This window comes from Thermus kawarayensis JCM 12314 (genome assembly GCF_055393575.1).
Genome location: NZ_AP043756.1, coordinates 1,792,030 through 1,807,095 on the forward strand (window position 1 = coordinate 1,792,030; position 15,066 = coordinate 1,807,095).

Annotated in this window: 13 protein-coding genes and 2 pseudogenes; 9 read left to right on the plus strand and 6 right to left on the minus strand. The window is 68.6% G+C overall.

Annotation, left to right across the window (positions count from 1 at the left end; translation table 11 throughout):
• Window positions 1-11: 11 nt before the first annotated feature.
• The gene (locus ACZ5RK_RS09860; protein WP_464909021.1) at window positions 12-3,602 is read right to left on the minus strand and encodes a nitrate reductase subunit alpha; all 3,591 of its coding nucleotides are present in this window, start codon (window positions 3,600-3,602) and stop codon (window positions 12-14) included.
• A 2-nt stretch (window positions 3,603-3,604) separates the two neighbouring features.
• Entirely contained in the window at window positions 3,605-4,396 is a 792-nt protein-coding gene (locus ACZ5RK_RS09865; RefSeq protein WP_464909022.1) for a c-type cytochrome, read from the minus strand.
• Window positions 4,397-4,894: 498 nt separating this feature from the next.
• Here ACZ5RK_RS09865 and ACZ5RK_RS09870 point away from each other — a divergent pair.
• From ACZ5RK_RS09870 to ACZ5RK_RS09895, 6 genes and pseudogenes are all read left to right on the plus strand, one after another.
• Window positions 4,895-5,161: pseudogene (locus tag ACZ5RK_RS09870) on the plus strand (GAF domain-containing protein); the annotation flags it as partial.
• A 196-nt stretch (window positions 5,162-5,357) separates the two neighbouring features.
• Entirely contained in the window at window positions 5,358-6,299 is a 942-nt protein-coding gene (locus ACZ5RK_RS09875; protein ID WP_464909023.1) for an AfsR/SARP family transcriptional regulator, read from the plus strand.
• A gap of 2 nt (window positions 6,300-6,301) precedes the next feature.
• Window positions 6,302-6,958, plus strand: coding sequence for a Crp/Fnr family transcriptional regulator (locus tag ACZ5RK_RS09880; protein ID WP_464909024.1), 657 nt, complete (start codon window positions 6,302-6,304; stop codon window positions 6,956-6,958).
• Between the two features lie 80 nt (window positions 6,959-7,038).
• Complete coding sequence (locus ACZ5RK_RS09885; RefSeq protein WP_464910081.1) at window positions 7,039-7,272, plus strand: FeoA family protein; 234 nt, start codon at window positions 7,039-7,041, stop codon at window positions 7,270-7,272.
• Window positions 7,269-9,347: a ferrous iron transport protein B gene (gene feoB, locus ACZ5RK_RS09890; RefSeq protein ID WP_464909025.1), complete on the plus strand. Its 2,079-nt coding sequence runs from the start codon at window positions 7,269-7,271 to the stop codon at window positions 9,345-9,347. The genes ACZ5RK_RS09885 and feoB overlap by 4 nt, the downstream gene beginning before the upstream one ends.
• Window positions 9,344-9,562 carry a hypothetical protein gene (locus ACZ5RK_RS09895; RefSeq protein ID WP_464909026.1) on the plus strand — a complete coding sequence of 73 codons (219 nt, stop codon included), beginning with the start codon at window positions 9,344-9,346 and terminating at the stop codon, window positions 9,560-9,562. Before feoB ends, ACZ5RK_RS09895 begins: the two co-directional genes overlap by 4 nt.
• On the opposite strand, the gene ACZ5RK_RS09900 is transcribed toward ACZ5RK_RS09895, so the two are convergent.
• From ACZ5RK_RS09900 to ACZ5RK_RS09915, 4 genes are all read right to left on the minus strand, one after another.
• Window positions 9,559-9,822, minus strand: a complete 264-nt coding sequence (locus ACZ5RK_RS09900) for an indolepyruvate ferredoxin oxidoreductase subunit alpha (protein ID WP_464909027.1) — start codon at window positions 9,820-9,822, stop codon at window positions 9,559-9,561. The two genes, ACZ5RK_RS09895 and ACZ5RK_RS09900, sit on opposite strands and share 4 nt — an antisense overlap.
• Before the next feature lie 11 nt (window positions 9,823-9,833).
• Window positions 9,834-11,444, minus strand: coding sequence for an IS200/IS605 family accessory protein TnpB-related protein (locus ACZ5RK_RS09905; RefSeq protein WP_464909028.1), 1,611 nt, complete (start codon window positions 11,442-11,444; stop codon window positions 9,834-9,836).
• Between the two features lie 185 nt (window positions 11,445-11,629).
• Window positions 11,630-12,046 carry a TA system VapC family ribonuclease toxin gene (locus tag ACZ5RK_RS09910; RefSeq protein WP_464909029.1) on the minus strand — a complete coding sequence of 139 codons (417 nt, stop codon included), beginning with the start codon at window positions 12,044-12,046 and terminating at the stop codon, window positions 11,630-11,632.
• Complete coding sequence (locus tag ACZ5RK_RS09915; protein ID WP_014511201.1) at window positions 12,027-12,269, minus strand: hypothetical protein; 243 nt, start codon at window positions 12,267-12,269, stop codon at window positions 12,027-12,029. The genes ACZ5RK_RS09910 and ACZ5RK_RS09915 overlap by 20 nt, the downstream gene beginning before the upstream one ends.
• Before the next feature lie 87 nt (window positions 12,270-12,356).
• Between ACZ5RK_RS09915 and ACZ5RK_RS09920 the strand changes: the two are divergent.
• The 3 genes and pseudogenes from ACZ5RK_RS09920 to ACZ5RK_RS09930 all read left to right on the plus strand — a co-directional run.
• Window positions 12,357-12,746 (plus strand): annotated as a pseudogene (locus ACZ5RK_RS09920) (hypothetical protein); the annotation flags it as partial.
• Between the two features lie 159 nt (window positions 12,747-12,905).
• Window positions 12,906-14,006, plus strand: coding sequence for a YwiC-like family protein (locus ACZ5RK_RS09925; RefSeq protein ID WP_464910082.1), 1,101 nt, complete (start codon window positions 12,906-12,908; stop codon window positions 14,004-14,006).
• 51 nt (window positions 14,007-14,057) lie between these two features.
• A complete protein-coding gene (locus tag ACZ5RK_RS09930) occupies window positions 14,058-15,062 on the plus strand; it encodes a S1C family serine protease (protein ID WP_464909030.1) in 1,005 nt (334 codons plus the stop codon).
• Window positions 15,063-15,066: the final 4 nt, after the last annotated feature.

Genomic DNA, 15,066 nt, shown 5'->3' on the forward strand with positions numbered 1-15,066 from the left:
GGGCTACCTCCTTACCACTCTGGGGGCCTTTCCAGCTTGCGCACGTAGACCCAGGTGTCCCGGTTCACCCCCACGGGGCCCCAGTAGTTGAAGGCGTAGGTGAACTGGGCATAGCCGCCGGACATCAAGACGGGCTTGAGGCGGGCGCGGGTGATGGAGTTGTTCATCCCCGCCCGCTTGCCCCTCAAGGGGCTTTTGGGGATGCCCACGGTGCGCTCGGTGGCGTGGTAGACGAAGACCGTGCCCCTGGGAATCCGGGCCGAGACGATGGCCCGCTGGACGAAGACCCCGTTGTCGTTGAAAAGCTCCACCCAGTCGTTGTCCCGGATGCCGAGCTCGGCGGCGTCCTTGTCGTTGAGCCAGACGGGGTAGCCGCCCCGGGAGAGGGTCATCATGCGGTGGTTCTCGGAGTAGGTGGAGTGGATGGACCACTTCCCGTGGGGGGTGATGTAGTTTAGGAGCTTGCCCTGGGCCTCCTCGGCCGCCTTCTCCGTCTCCTGGAGCATGAAGACCTCGGGGCGGGGCTTGTAGGTGGGCAGGTGCTCCCCCCAGGCTAGGTAGTTCGGGTGGTCCAGGTAGAGGTGCTGCCTTCCCGTGAGGGTGCGCCAGGGGATCAGGCGCTCCACGTTCAAGGTGTAGGGGCTATAGGCACGGCCGTGGTTGATGACAGCGCTCCAGGTGGGGGTGGTGAGCTGGCGGCGGGGCTGGGCCACGAGGTCCTTGAAGGAGATGCGCACGTGGCGGTTGCCCTCGGCCAGGTCGGTAAGCTGCACCCCGGTCTTCTTCTCCTCGTCCAGGAAGGCCCGGTAGGCGAGTTCCCCGTTGGAAACAGGGTCCAGGAGGAGGATGGCCTCCGCCACCTGGCGGGCCTCCTCCAGGGAGGGCCGCTTCTCCCCCTGGTAGAGCCGGGGCTGGCGCCCGGCGAGCTCCTGGTAGAAGTCCTCCACGGGGATGGAGAGGCCGTGCATCCCCACCCCCACCTTCTCCACCACCGGCCCCAGGGTGACGAACTTCTCGTAAAGCTGGGTGTAGTCCCGCTCCACCACCCGGAACTTGGGCATGGTCTTGCCGGGGATGGCCTCCACCTCGCCCTTCTTCCAGTCCCGGTCCTCGAGCTGGGCGAGCTCGTCCGGGGTATCGTGCTGCAGGGGGATCATGACCAGGTCCTTCACGGGCCTAGGCAGGTGGACCCGGGCGAGCTCCGAAACCTTCCGGGCTATGGCCTTGAAGATCTCCCAGTCGGGCTTGGACTCCCAAGAGGGAGGCACGGCGGCCTGGAGGGGGTTGATGAAGGTGTGCATGTCGGTGGTGTTCAGGTCGTCCTTCTCGTACCAGGTGGCGGCGGGCAGGACGATGTCCGAGTAGAGGGCGCTGGTGTCCATGCGGAAGTTGAGGTCCACCACCAGGTCCAGCTTCCCCTCGGGGGCGGGCTTCCGGTAGACCGCTTCGGAAACGTGGTCCTCCGCCACCTCCTCGGCCACGGCGGCCGTGTGGGTCCCCAGGTAGTGCTTGAGGAAGTACTCGTGCCCCTTGGCGCTGGTGCCGATGGCGTTCCCCCGCCAGATGAACCAGACCCTGGGCCAGTTCTCGGGGGCGTCGGGGTCTTCCACGGCGAAGCGGAGCTCCCCCCGCTTCAGGGCCTCCACCACGTGCTGGACGATCTCGGCCTCCGTCTTCGCCCCTTTGGCCTCGGCCTCGGCCACCACCTGCAAGGGGTTCTTGTTGAACTGGGGGAAGAAGGGAAGCCACCCTTTACGCACCGCCCGCACCTGGTGGTCTAGGGTGTGGTCGGAGAGGCCCTTGGCCGTCTTGTCGTAGGCGGAAAAGCCCCGCTCGTAGCGCCACTGGTCGGAGTGGACGTAGTGGAAGCTGGGGGTGTTCTGCTGCCTAGGCGGGTAGCCCCAGTCGGTGGCGAAGGCGATGGGCCCCCAGGAGGCCTGGTTGGCCAGCTTCTCCTGGCCCACGTAGTGGGCGAGGCCCCCCCCGTTCACCCCCACGCTCCCCGTGAGCATGAGGGCCACGATCCCCGCCCGGTACAGGAGATTGTTGTGGTACCAGTGGTTGATGCCGGCCCCGATGATGATGAGGTTCTTCCCCCGGGTCCTGAGGCCGTTCTCCCCCCAGGCCCTGGCGTAGGTGAGGAGGGTGTCCCGGTGGATCCCTGTCCACTTTTCCTGCCAAGCCGGGGTATAGGGAAGGTCGTCCTCGTAGGAGACGGGGTAGTCCCCGGGAAGGCCCCGCCCCACTCCGAACTGGGCCATGAGGAGGTCAAAGACCGTGGCCACGGCCACCCTCTCCCCGTTTTTGGTGGCCACGTACTTGACCGGCACCCCCCGCTTGAGCTTCCGGTCCGAGGCGAAGTCGTCAAACTCCACCAGGGCCACCTCGTCCTCCACCCCGAGGAGGCTCAGGCGGGGGTTCAAGGGCTCCCCGGTTCTGGGGTCTTCCAGCTTCAGGTTCCACTTCCCCTTCTCCTTCTGCCAGCGAAAGCCCAGGGTCCCCATGGGCATCCTGGGGCCCTTGGCCTCGTCAAAGACGAGGAGCTTGAAGTCGCCGTTTTCCTCCTCGGCGTACTCGGCCAGGCGGTTCGCCCTTAGGTAGCGCCCGGGACGGCCTTCTTGGATCTCCACCAGGAAGGGGGCGTCGGTGTAGCGCTTCAGGTAGTCCTGGAAGTAAGGCACCTCCCGCTCGGCGTAGAACTCCTTCAGGAGGACGTGGTTCACCGCCATCCAGAAGGCCCCGTCCTGGCCGGGGTGGATGGGAATCCACCAGTCGGCGTACTTGGACACCTGGGAGAAGTCGGGGCTGAAGACGGTGAGCTTGGCCCCGGCGTGCCGCACCTCGGCGATGAAGTGGGTGTCGGGGGTGCGGGTCATGTTGAGGTTGGAGCCCATGACGGCGATGAAACGGGCGTTGTACCAGTCCGCCGACTCGTGAACGTCGGTCTGCTCGCCCCAGATCTCCGGGGAGGCGTTGGGCAGGTCGCAGTACCAGTCGTAGAAGCTCAGGGGCACGCCGCCCAAAAGGGAGAGGAAGCGGCTTCCGGCGGCGTAGGAGATCTGGCTCATGGCGGGGATGGGCGAGAAGCCGATGACCCGGTCCGGGCCGTAACGCTTCACCGTGGAGACCACGGCGGCGGCGATGAGCTCCAGAACCTCGTCCCAGGAAGCCCGCCTGAAGCCCCCTTTGCCCCGGGCCTTCTGGTAGCGCTTGCGCTTGTGGGGGTCGCTCTGAATGGCTTCCCAGGCAGCCACGGGGTCCGGGTGGGCTTTCTTGGCCTCCCGCCAGAGGTCCAAGAGGGCCCCCTTGGCGTAGGGGTACTTCACCCGGATGGGGCTATAGAGGTACCAGCTGAAGCTTATGCCCCGCTGGCACCCCCGGGGCTCGTAAGGGGGAAGGCCCGCCTCGAGGCTGGGGTAGTCCGTGGCCTGGAGCTCCCAGGTGACGATCCCATCCTTGACGAAGACCTCCCAGGAGCAGGAGCCCGTGCAGTTCACCCCGTGGGTGGTGCGCACCCGTTTGTCGTGCTGGAAACGGTTGCGGTAAAACTCCTCCCACTTCCGCTCCGCCGGATTTTCCATCTCCTTGATCCAGTCCCTCATGCTTACCTCCTAAGCTGGGCGCGGATCCGCTCCGCAAGGCTTCTCGGCCGAAGCTGCCAAAGGATGGCCTGGTAAAGGAGAAGCAGGGCCAAGAGCACGAGGCCCGCCACCAGGAAGCGCCCCAGGTACAGGGAAGGGGGCCGGGGGGCCTCCGGGGACACCTGAACCAAAAAAGCGGCCAAGGCGCTGGCCTCCTCCGCGGTCAGGGGCTTCCCCTTGTAAGCCTCCCGCATCACGGGGAAAGCCGGGTTCTGGAGCAGGGCCGTTAGCCCCACCTCGCCCCCAAGGCGCTTGGCGGCGTCGGTCAGGTCCCTGCCCAAAGAACCCCCCCCGAGGAAGCCCACCCCGGCCACGGTGTGGCAGGCCTGGCAGGGGGCCCCGCCGTTTTGCAAGGCCTTCTGGCCCAGGTAAAGGGCCCGGCCCAGGGCAGCATCCCCCTGGGCCTGGGGTGGAGAGCCGGTCCCGGCCGGGGCGGCCCCCAGGCCCCGGAGGTACTGGACTATGGCCCGGACCGCGGCCTCAGGAACCTGGGGCATGGGGGGCATGACGCCGTTATAGGTGGTTCTCCCCACCTCCAAAGGCCCGGAAAGCCCTTTCCCCACCACCTTAAGCACATAGGCCTCGTCGGAGGCCCTGGGGTTCCCCGCCAGGGGGGGGATGGCCCCGGGCACACCCTGCCCCTCCGGCCCGTGGCAGGCGGCGCAGTGCTTTTCGTAGAGGGCCTTTCCTTCCTGGGCCAAGGTCCATCCCAGGAGGAGGGCCAAGGCTAGGGAAAGCATCCTTTTCCCCGTCATCCTCACCTCCGGTCCCCAGTCTGGGGGGAGGCCCTGGCAGGCGCTTTCCGGGCCCGGGACATCTGTCCTAAGAGAGGCCCCCTAGGCTTAGGACGGATGAAGCCGCTGGCCCGGATACGCCTGGACGGGAGAGGCCTGGTGCGGGAGGTCCAGGCCGACCCGTCCTTGGGCCTGGAAGGGACAAACCTCCCCTGCGCCGACCTGGTCCAAGGCCGGGACCCCTTCGGCAGGCCGCTTTGCGTCCGCTGCCCGGTGCTGCGGGAACTCAAGCGGGGGGCCTACCGGGCCTCCACCCCCCTCCTCCTCAAAGGGCGGCGCCTCCGCTGCCAGGGTTATTCGGAAAGCGGGGGGTTCCTGGTGGAGCTCCGCCCGGAGAGGAGCGAACCGCCGGACCTCCTGCTGGAACTTTCCCGCCTCTCCCAGCACCTCCTTCGCCAGCCCGAGACCTTCCCCCAGGGCCTCCAGGACTTCCTCAAGACCCTGAGGGAGGCCTTGGGCATGGAGGCGGCGGAGCTCTTCCTCGCCGACCCCGAGGGACACCACCTGATCCTCACCGCCTACGACGGGCTACACCGGGAGGCCTTTCTGGAAAGGCCCTGGTTCCAACTGGGGGAGGGCTACCCAGGGATCGTGGCCCTGAGGCGCGAACCCCTCTTCACCCATGCGCTGGGGGAGGATCCCCGTTACCTAAGGCAGAAGGTGAAGCAACTGGGCTACCAGACCTATGTCTGCTACCCCCTGGAGCTCCCCCACGGCCTCATCGGCGTTCTCAACCTCGCTTCCCGCAACTCCCAAGTGGACCACGAAGCGCTTTTGGACACCTTCGGCCGCGTGGGCCCCCTTTTCGCCAGCACCCTTTACACCCTCCTCACCCGCCTGGGGGAGGTGGGGCTCGAAGGCCCTCGCCCAGCACCTCTTCCGGGGCGAGATTTCCGAGGCCCTCCTCACCCTTCTGCGGGAGGTGCGCCGCCTGGCGCGGGCCACGGGGGTGCGGGTGGTGGCCCGGGAAGGGCACCGGGTGGAGCTGGGCTGGGCCCCGCCCTGCGCCATGAGGGACTGCCCCGCCTGGCGAGGGGAGGTGGTGGGCCTGAGGAACGGTCTCCCCGACTGCCCCGAGGCCAAGGGCCGCCCCCGGATCTGCCTGCCCCTCTGGGCTCGAGGCGAGGTGGTGGCGGTCCAGACCCTCTTCCACGCCCACCCCCCACGCCCTCCCACAAGCCCTGCGGCCCCGGTCCTCTGGCTGGAGCGGCTGGCCCTTCCCCTGCTCTTCCCCAAGGAGGGTGCGGCCAAGGCCACCCCCGAGCTGGAGGTGTACGCCCTCGGGGAGTTCCGGGTACGCTACCAGGGGCAGGAACTGACCCTCAGGCGCTTCGGCAGGCAGGGCGCCTGGCGCCTTCTCAAGCTCCTTCTGGCCAACAAGGACCGGGCTTTGTACGCCGAGGACCTCGCCGAAGCCCTATTTCCCGAACTCCCTCCAGAAAAAGCCCGGCAGGAGGTGTACACCCTGGTCTACCACCTGCGCAAGGCCCTGCCGGGGATCGTGGAGCGGGAGGGGGAGTACTACCGGCTCCGGCTCCCTGAGCACCGCTTCCTGGACTTTGAGCGCTTTGAGGCCCTGATGCGCAAGGCGGACCTCGAGGAGGGCCTCGCCGCCTTCAAGACCCTGCGCCAGGCCCTGGAGCTCTACAAGGGTCCCCTCTTCGGCGACGACCCCTACGGGGAGTGGGCGGAGGCCGAGCGGGCCTACCTGCAGGAAAGGGCCCTCTCCGGCCTTCTGCGCCTGGGGGAACTGGCCGAGGCCTTGGGGTACAAAGAGGTGGCCAAGGAGGCCTACGCCCGCGCCCTCAAGCTGGAGCCTCTCCTGGAGGAGGCCCAAAGGCGCCTCCTCGCCCTGAAGGAGTGAGGATGGACCTCGCCCAGGTCCCCCTTTTCCGCGAGCTCGCTCCCGAGGACCTGAGGGCCCTGGTGGCAGAGGCCCAGGTCCGGCGCCTGCGCAAAGGGGAACTCCTCTTCCTGGAAGGTGAGCCCGTCCAGGGCCTCTTCGTGGTCCAGAAGGGGCTCGTCAAGGTCTACAAGCTGGACCCCGAGGGGCGGAAGCAGGTGGTCTTGCACGTGGAGGGGCCGGGGCGGGTCCTGGCCGAGGTGGCCCTCTTTCTAGACCGCGCCACCTACCCGGCCAGCGCCGAGGCCCTGGAGGAAAGCGAGGTCCTGGCCATTCCTAAGGACCGGTTTTTCCGGCTCTTGGAGGAAAGACCCCCCCTGGCCCGGGCCCTGATCCGTTACCTGGCCCGTCGCCAAGGCCAGCTCCTCCACCTTCTGGACCGCCTGGTCTTCCACGAGGTGCGCGAGAGGCTCTGCGAGTTCCTCCTGGAGAGGCTACGGGAAGAAGGGCAGGGCTTCCGCCTCCCCACCAACCCCGAGCTCGCCGCCCTCTTGGGCACCGTGCCCGAGGCGGTCTCCCGCAACCTGGGCGAGCTCTACCGCCGGGGGCTCATCCGCCTCTCGGGAAGGCGGGTGGAGGTGCCGGACCCCGGGGCCCTGGAGGGCCTGATTAAACGCTAACGCTTCTCATTATTGAATCACAAAATCCGACCGGAATACTTGACTTTCACCCCCCTTGGGTTTAACCTCCCCCTTAGGTGATGCCCATGTCTTCCCTGGCCCACCTCCCTCCCGGCACCCGTGCCCGCGTCCTGCGGGTCCCCCCCGAGCGCAGGCGGCTTCTGGCCCTGGGCCTCAGGCCCGGGGTCCTGGTGGAGGTCCTTCTCCGGGCCCCCCTGGGGGACCCGCTGGAGGTGCGGGCCGGGGACGCCTTCCTCCTCCTGAGGCAGAGCGAGGCCAGCCAGGTCCTAGTGGAGACCTTGGAGGAGGCGTGAGCTGCCCCCGTTGCCATGCCCCCACCCCGGTCCTCAAGGCCGAGGAACGCTGGGCCCTGGTGGGCAACCCCAACACGGGGAAGAGCTCCCTCATCAACGCCCTGGCGGGGGCGCGTCTGGAAGTGGGCAACTGGCCCGGCACCACCCTGGAAAGGCTATCAGCCCACCTCCGCCTGGGCGAGGCCCGGGTGGAGCTGGTGGACCTCCCCGGCACCTACAGCCTCCTCCCTACCTCCCCCGAGGAGGGCCTGGTCCTAAAGGAGCTTCTCCTGGACCCGCCGGACCGCCTCCTCTTGGTCCTGGACGGGGGCAACCTGGAGCGGAGCCTGGTCCTGGCCCTGGAGGCCGTGGAGCTGGCCCTTCCCACCGCCGTGGTGGTGAACCTCTTGGACGAGGCCGAGGCCAAGGGCCTGGAGGTGGACCTCGCCGCCTTGGAGGAAGCCCTGGGCCTCCCCGTGGCCGGCGCCGTGGCCAGCCGGGGCCGGGTGGAGGGTGTTTTGGAGAAGGTCCTCGAGGCCCGGGTGCCTAGGCCCCCGGTGCGCTACCCCGCGCCCCTGGAAGAAGCCCTGGCCCGCCTGGAGCCCCTTATTCCCCAGCCCGGCCGCCGGGCCCTCGGCCTCCTCGCCCTCCTGGGGGAGAGGGTACCCCTGCCCCAGGAGGCCCAAAGGCGCGCCGTAGAGGAACGGGAAAGGCTTTCGGCGGAGGGGCTTGACCCCTACCTGCTGGCCCTCGAGGCCCGCTACCAAAGGGCCCGGGAGGTCTACCACCAAGCCGTGCGCCGCAAGGAGGCCCCGCCCTCCCTCACCGAGAGGCTGGACCGCCTGGTCCTCCACCCCCTTTTGGGCCTTCCCCTCTTCCTCCTGGCCATGTTCTTGGCCTTCCGCTTCACCTTCGCCCTCTCCGCCCCCTGGGTGGACCTCATGGGCCAGGCCCAGGAGGTGCTGGCAGGCTGGAGCCTGGCCCTTCCCCTCCCCCATCTTCTCCGCTCCTTCCTGGCGGAAGGGGTGGTGGCGGGGGTGGGCACGGTCCTCTCCTTTACCCCCGTCCTCTTCCTCCTCTATCTGGCCCTGGCCTTCCTGGAAACCTCCGGCTTCCTGGCCCGCATGGCCTTTGTGGCTGACCGGGTCATGGGCTGGGCAGGCCTTCCCGGAAAGGCCTTCATCCCCTTGGTCCTGGGTTTCGGGTGCAACGTGCCCGCCGTCTACGCCACCCGGGCCCTCGCCCACCCCCTGGACCGGCTTAGGGTGGCCCTGGCCATCCCCTTCCTGGCCTGCGGCGCCAGGCTTCCGGTCTTCACCCTCTTCGCCTTCGCCTTCTTTCCCGAGCGCGCCCCTCTGGTGGTCTTCGGCCTGTACCTTCTGGGCCTGGGGGTAGGCCTTCTCACCGCTCTTCTCCTGGGGAGGGCCCTGGGGGCTTCTGCCAGCGAGGGCGCCATGGAACTCCCCCCTTACCGCTTCCCTCCCCTAAGGCTCCTCCTGCGCCTCTCCCTGGCCCGCACCGGGAGCTTCGTGCGGGGGGCCGGGGGGCCCATCCTCCTGGCGGTCCTCCTCATCTGGACCCTGCTCCACGTGCCCTTAGCCGGGTCCACGCCCTACGCCCTCCTGGCCCAGGCCCTCACCCCCCTCTTCGCCCCCTTGGGCCTCGGCGACTGGCGGCTGGTGGGCGCCTTGGTGCCGGGCTTCGTGGCCAAGGAGGTGGTGGTGGGGGCTTTGGGGGTGAGCTTCCTGGGAACCGAGGCCATGGGTCCCCTGGGGCTCCTCGAGGGGCTCAGGACCCTGGCCCAGGGGCTCTGGGGGGCCCTTGCCGGCACCCTCCAGGGACTCCTGGCCCTCCTCGCCCCTCCGAGCCTTCTACCCCCCCTCGAGCCCACGCCTCTCCAGGCGGTCCTCAAAGGGGCCGTGAGCCCCCAGGGCGCCCTGGCCTACCTGGTCTTCGTCCTCCTCTACACCCCCTGCGTGGCCACCCTCACCGCCCTCAGGCAGGTGATCGGGAAAAGGTGGGCCGGCTTGTCCGTGGTCTACCAGCTTTCCTTGGCCTACCTCCTGGCCTTCCTGGCCTACCGGCTATGGCCATGATCCAAGAAGCCCTCGCCCTCCTCACCCTCCCCAGGACCCCTTCCCAGCTGGCCCAGGCCCTGGGGCTGAGGCCGGAAACGGCGGCCCTTCTCCTGGAAAAGCTCGCGGCCCGGGGCTACGTCCGTCCCCTGGCCTGTGGGGCGGCCTGTGGAAGCTGCGCCTTCCGCGGGGTGTGCCAGGCAGACGGGGAACCTTACTGGGTGCGCTCGGGTTAACCCGAAAGCACGTGCACGTTGGGCAGGGTCTGGGCCCAGGTGCGGTTCTTGTCTATGTAGATCCGCCACTGCTCGGGGACGTCCTCCTCGGGGTAGATGGCGCTCACCGGACAGGCGGGCACGCAGGCCCCGCAGTCAATGCACTCGTCGGGGTGGATATAAAGCTGCTCCCCGGCGTCGTAGATGCACTCCACCGGACAGACCTCCTGGCAACTCCTGTCCTTCACGCCGATGCAGGGCTCGCAGATCACGTGGGGCATCCCTCACCTGGTCAACCAAAGCGCACATTACTGCGCGCCGGCCCCCCACCAGGAGGAGGACCTAGGCCAACCCTCCACCCCTCCCACGGTCCCCCGAGGAGGACGGGCTTGAGGGGAGAGAGGTCCCTCGGTACCTCGCGCCCGAGGAGGGGAAGGGTCAGGCCCGTAGGGCCTATCTTGCAGAGGCCTACCCTCAAGACCCGCCAGGGATTGGCGCCAACGGGGTTCCTTCCCTCGGTTGACCCCTCTTGGCTCCCCGGTGAGCCCTGAAGGCTTGAAAGCAAGGACAGGGAAGCGCGGGCCTTTCTCAGCTCGCGAACAAGCCTCCTCTTGAGGTAGGGGTTGCGCTCAGCCCCGTGCCTGGCCCCGAGTTCCCCGACCCTGGAGGCGTAGAAGTCCTGAACGTGAGCCCGAAAGGTTCCGTCCTGGATAAGGGCTTGGTAGCCCCTGGGCAACTTCTCCCGGAATCCCAGAGCCCTTCTCCCGATGACAAGGGCGGCGGCCACGTCCTTGGAGAGGGAAAGCAGAGGGGCGTACTTGAGCATCCCTATCGTGGAGGTGTCCTGGGGGTTCACCTCCAACACCTCCACGCCCCGCTTCCTGGCGAGGGAGTGGACCTTCCTCAGGAGGGAACGGTAGGCGAAGCGGTGCGCTTTCCTCCGGAAGGCCCTGCCAGAGCCATCGCCCCTCATCGTCTTGCGGAGGTATCTGAGGCGTTCCGTGGCGATGGCCACCCCGCGCTCCTCGGCCAGGGAGACCACCTGGTGGGCCACCTTCCAGAGGACCAGTTCCTTCGCCCCCCTGTTCTCTGCCCGGTCCACCTCCTCCAGGGAGAGGGTGAGGTGGCGCCTCAGGTTCCCGTCAGGGGAGACGAGGGCCAAGGCAAGATGGTAAGGGTCCGAGTTCACGTCCAGGGCGAGGACGCCGTTCTCCTTCGTGGCCACGAGGGGCGCGGGCTCCTCCTCCCAGGCGAAGGTGGCGTAGACCTTGCCCCCCTTGAGGGTGAGCTCCACGTTGTAGGGAAGCGAGGCGTACACCCTCTGGAGGAGGGCGTTAAGGTTCGGGTGGCCCGTCTTCACCAGGGCGTGGGCGTAGCTCCCGTCCCCCAGGTTGATCCGGAGCCACAAGCTCCCGTCCTTGACGAGGAGCCTCAGGTTCAGGTTGCCCCCCTTGGTCCTGTCCCCGCGGGAGTAGAGAAGGCCCTGACGCCTTTCCCGCCACTCCCGTTTGAGTTTCTTGAGGGCTTCGCCGGAGAGGTGCTTCCGCTTCAGTTGCTCAAAGAGCTTCCTTCCCCCGAAGACGACTTTGCGGGGGTCTTCTCCTCTCTCCCTGGTGGAGTCCAGGATGGCCCCGGCCTTCACGATGGCGTCGTCCGCGTGGCGGGTGTTGAGGCGGAAGAGGGTACAGAGGGGGCCGTCCTGTCGTTTGAGCTCCTCCCGGTCCTTTCCTTCCAGAAGGCGGTTGTAGGCGTAGCGCACGGCGGCGGAAAACCTGCGCATGAGGTCCAGGGTGGCTTTCCGGCCTTCTTCAGAAGGGAAGGCGAGAAGGGCCTGGGCCCCGGTGAAGGCCTTCTCCTTTTTCCTTTTCCTGGACCTTCCCCGCGAGGTAGCTCCGCTGACCACCGACGGCCTCCTGTGAGGGAGTATAGCCCTTCCAGGGCTTTTCATCGTACGGGACTCGCTCGGGTGAGGTGGAAGGATGCGAAGGCGCGCGAGCGCTTGGGTAAAGAGGTGTGCGCTATGTCCCAACTGTTTGCACCTCCACCTCCCAGGGTGGGAGCGGCGCGGGAGGCCGTCCATGACCGGGGTCAAGGGGAAAGGCGAAGGACCTCCAGCCCGGGAAAGCGCAGAAAGTCCTGGTCAAAGGTCACCAGGCGGTGGCCCCCGGCCAGGGCGAAGGCCGCCAGGTAGGCGTCCGTCCAGAGGCGGGGAGAAAGCCCTCCCTGGACCAGGTCGGCCAGGGCCTCGTCCAGGCCCTCAGGCTCTTCCAAAAGCGGAACCCCCGAGCTCAAGCGCAGCTCCCAATAGACCTTCCAGGCTTCCCTCACCCCCAAGGGCTTGCCGTCCATGGCCCTGGCGTTCGTCAGGAGGCGGAGGAGGCCCAAGGCCGTGACTCGGACCAGGAAGGGATCGGAAGCCCTCTCCCAGTAAGCCCGGGCCCGGGGGTGGAAGGGGTGCTCGGGCACCAAGAGGGCGAACCAGACGTTAAGGTCCAGCAGGTCCACCCTCGTCCTCCAGGAGGGCCCAAAGCTCCTCGTGGGTGCGAACGGGGATGCGCCGCCCAGCCTCGGGGACCCGCGGCAGGGGCCGAGGCCCAGGAGACCCCCCCCGCCTCAACCCCTCCTCCAGGTAGCGGATCACCAGCTCCCGGAGGGTCTTCCCCTCCCTGGCGGCCTGGAGCTTCAGCCGCCGGTACAGGGGGTCCGGCAGGTCCAGGGTGGTGCGCATACAGCCATATTAGCATTCAGAGCCCCTGGACGGGCGAAGGTGAGAACGGCCGTTGACGCCCAGGTCCTAGGCCGCCTAGGGTGAGGCATGGTCCGCCTGCGCAAGCCCCTCCCTCCCTACACCCTCCAGACCCCAGAGGGGGGCAAGGTCTACCTTCCGGACCTCAAGGGGAGGCCCCTCGTCCTCCTCAAGGACGAGGCTCTGGCCCGGGGCCTCGCCCTGCGGGAAGCGGAGCTCGAGGCCCTGGGGGCCCAGGCCTACCTCCTGGCCCAGACCCCCAGGGCCACACCCCTCCCCCTCCTCCTGGACCCGGAAGGAACCCTCCTCCCCGCCATCCCCGAAGGGGGCGCCCTGGTGGCAGACGCCTTCCTCGAGGTCTACCACCTGGGCCCCGTGAGGGACGAGGAGGAGATTCTGGAATGGATCCGCTTCGTGGAGGCCCAGTGCCCGGAGTGCGTCCTACCGGAGGCGGACTGGTTCCAAGCTGGGGGGAAGGAGGACCGGACCATGGCCCACTACCTGGTGCGCGCCCGCCTGCGGCCGGAGCCCGCCGGAGAACCTCCGCCCTCCTCATGCTGGGGGTACTCTGGGGCCAGGGGACCTTTATCCCGGGCCCCATCCCCTACCCTGAAAACCATGCGCAAAGCTGCAGGCGCCCCCCTCAAACCGGTAGCCCTCCCCACGGAGCACGGGGGCTGGGGCTTCACCCTCGAGCCTCTCCTCCTCGGCCTCCTCCTCGCCCCCGGCCTCCCCACCCTGGGGCTTTTCCTTTTCGGCCTCTTTGGCTTCCTCGCCCGCCACCCCCTGAAGCTCCTCTACCAGGACCTGAGGCGGGGCCAGCGCTACCCTCGCACGGACCTTGCCCTAAAAGTGGGCGCAGGCTACCTCGCCCTCGCCCTTTCCGGGTTTCTCCTCGCCCTCCTCACCGCGGAAGACTCCTTCCTCCCTCCCCTCCTCCTCGCCCTGCCCCTCGGGGGGTACGTGGTCTACACGGACGCCCGAAACCGCTCCCGGGACCTCTTCCCCGAGACGGCCGCCGCCCTCTTCATGGCTGCCTTCGCCCCCGCCGGGGTCCTCGCCGGGGGGCTTTCCCGGGAGGTGGCCCTGGGAAGCTTCCTCGCCCTGGCCCTAAGGGACGTGGCCGCCCTCTACTACGCCCGCACCCAGGTCTTGAGGGCCCGGGGCTCGAGGCCCAGGACCTACCCCGCCCACCTCGCCCTTTGGGCCTCGGCCCTCCTGGCCCTTTCCCTCGCCCTCAGGGCTCTTCTTCCCTGGCCCACCTTCCTCGCCCTTCTGCTTCTCGCCCTCTACGGCACCCGGGCCCTCCTGCGGCCTCCGGTGCCCGCCCGCCTCGTGGGCTGGACGCAGATGGGCTTCGGCCTCCTCATCGTCCTGTCCGCCGCCCTGGGCTACACCCTCCAGGGCCTCCCCACGGCCCTCCTCGGGACGCCCGCCTTGCACCGACTTTTGGGGTTCGCCCTCGTGGCCCTCGCCTTCCTCATGGGCGCCTACCTCCTCGTAAAGCGGCAGGTGCCCCGCATGACCCGGGTCCTCCTCGGCCTCTACGACCTGAACGCCCTCCTGGGCCTGGTCTACCTGGCCCTGGCGGGAAGGCTCTCCCCTCACCCCTTCCTCGCCCTCCTCGGGGTCGCTCTCCTTCACCTCCTCCTGAGGCGCCCCCACCCCTGGCCGGGGATCGGGTTCCTGCTCCTCGGGGTCCTGCTCCTCTGGCACTGAAGGGTGGCCCCCGACACCCTCCAGGGCCAAGGAAAGGGGCAGAATGAGGCCATGCGCTTCCTCCGGCCCCTGGCCCTGGTGTTGCTTCTGGGGCTAGCCCTCCAGGCCCTTATCGCCAAGGGGCCGCCCGTCCTCTGGGCCGAGCCTGTCCAGGCGAGTCCCGAGGCCCTCCAGGAGGTCTACGCCAAGGCCCACCCCGCCGCGTTGCGCATAGAGGGCCCCGAGGGCGGGCGGGGCACGGGCTTCTTCTACGCCCAAGGCCTCGTCCTCACCGCCTACCACGTGGTGGCCGAGGGGGGGCCTCTCCGGCTGGTCCTTGCCGACCGCACCCAGGCCGAGGCCCGGGTTTTGGGCTTCGCCGAGCCCTGGGACCTGGCGGTCCTGGCCACGGAGGCCAAGGCCCCGGCCACCCTCCCCCTGGAGACGGCCCGGCGCCCCCGGGTGGGGGAGGCGGTGCTCCACATCGGCAACGGGCGGAACCAGTTCATCGCTCCCCGGTACGGGAGGGTGACCCGCCTCGAGGCCAGCCCCTCCCCCTTCCTCCCCCAAGGCCTGGTGGAAACCTCCCTGCCCTTAGCCCCCGGGGACTCGGGGGGGCCGGTGCTGGACGCCGAGGGACGGGTCTTCGGGGTGGCGGTGGCCATCGGGCAGACGGAGGAGGGCTTCCGCAGCTTCTTCACCCCCCTCTTCGGGCGGAAGGACGCCCTCGCCGCCTGGGAAAGGGGGGAGAGGAGCTACTGGCCCTACCTGGGCCTAAGGGGCCCCCGGGCCCTTACCCCCGAGCTCGCCCAGGAGCTGGGCCTGCCCCCTGGGGGCGTGCTGGTGGGGGAGGTGGTCCCGGGGGGAGCCGCCCACCGGGCGGGGCTTAAGGGCCTGGAATCGGGCGGGGTACCGGACGTGATCCTCGAGGTGGATGGGGTGCCGGTAAACAGCTTTGGGGACCTCCTCCGTGAAGTGCGCAGGCACCAGGTGGGGGACGGAATCCGCCTCACCGTGCGCCGGGAAAGCCATGTCTTCCAGGTGGAAGCGGTCCTCACCCCCTTCCCAGGACGCTAAAGGG

Bases quoted from the DNA above. Each gene is read 5' to 3' on its own strand.
- ACZ5RK_RS09860 (WP_464909021.1), bottom strand. From the start codon at position 3,602: ATGAGGGACTGGATCAAGGAGATGGAAAATCCGGCGGAGCGGAAGTGG.
- ACZ5RK_RS09895 (WP_464909026.1), top strand. From the start codon at position 9,344: ATGATCCAAGAAGCCCTCGCCCTCCTCACCCTCCCCAGGACCCCTTCC.
- ACZ5RK_RS09885 (WP_464910081.1), top strand. From the start codon at position 7,039: ATGCCCATGTCTTCCCTGGCCCACCTCCCTCCCGGCACCCGTGCCCGC.
- ACZ5RK_RS09915 (WP_014511201.1), bottom strand. From the start codon at position 12,269: ATGCGCACCACCCTGGACCTGCCGGACCCCCTGTACCGGCGGCTGAAG.
- ACZ5RK_RS09900 (WP_464909027.1), bottom strand. From the start codon at position 9,822: ATGCCCCACGTGATCTGCGAGCCCTGCATCGGCGTGAAGGACAGGAGT.
- ACZ5RK_RS09865 (WP_464909022.1), bottom strand. From the start codon at position 4,396: ATGACGGGGAAAAGGATGCTTTCCCTAGCCTTGGCCCTCCTCCTGGGA.
- ACZ5RK_RS09925 (WP_464910082.1), top strand. From the start codon at position 12,906: ATGCGCAAAGCTGCAGGCGCCCCCCTCAAACCGGTAGCCCTCCCCACG.
- ACZ5RK_RS09930 (WP_464909030.1), top strand. From the start codon at position 14,058: ATGCGCTTCCTCCGGCCCCTGGCCCTGGTGTTGCTTCTGGGGCTAGCC.
- ACZ5RK_RS09880 (WP_464909024.1), top strand. From the start codon at position 6,302: ATGGACCTCGCCCAGGTCCCCCTTTTCCGCGAGCTCGCTCCCGAGGAC.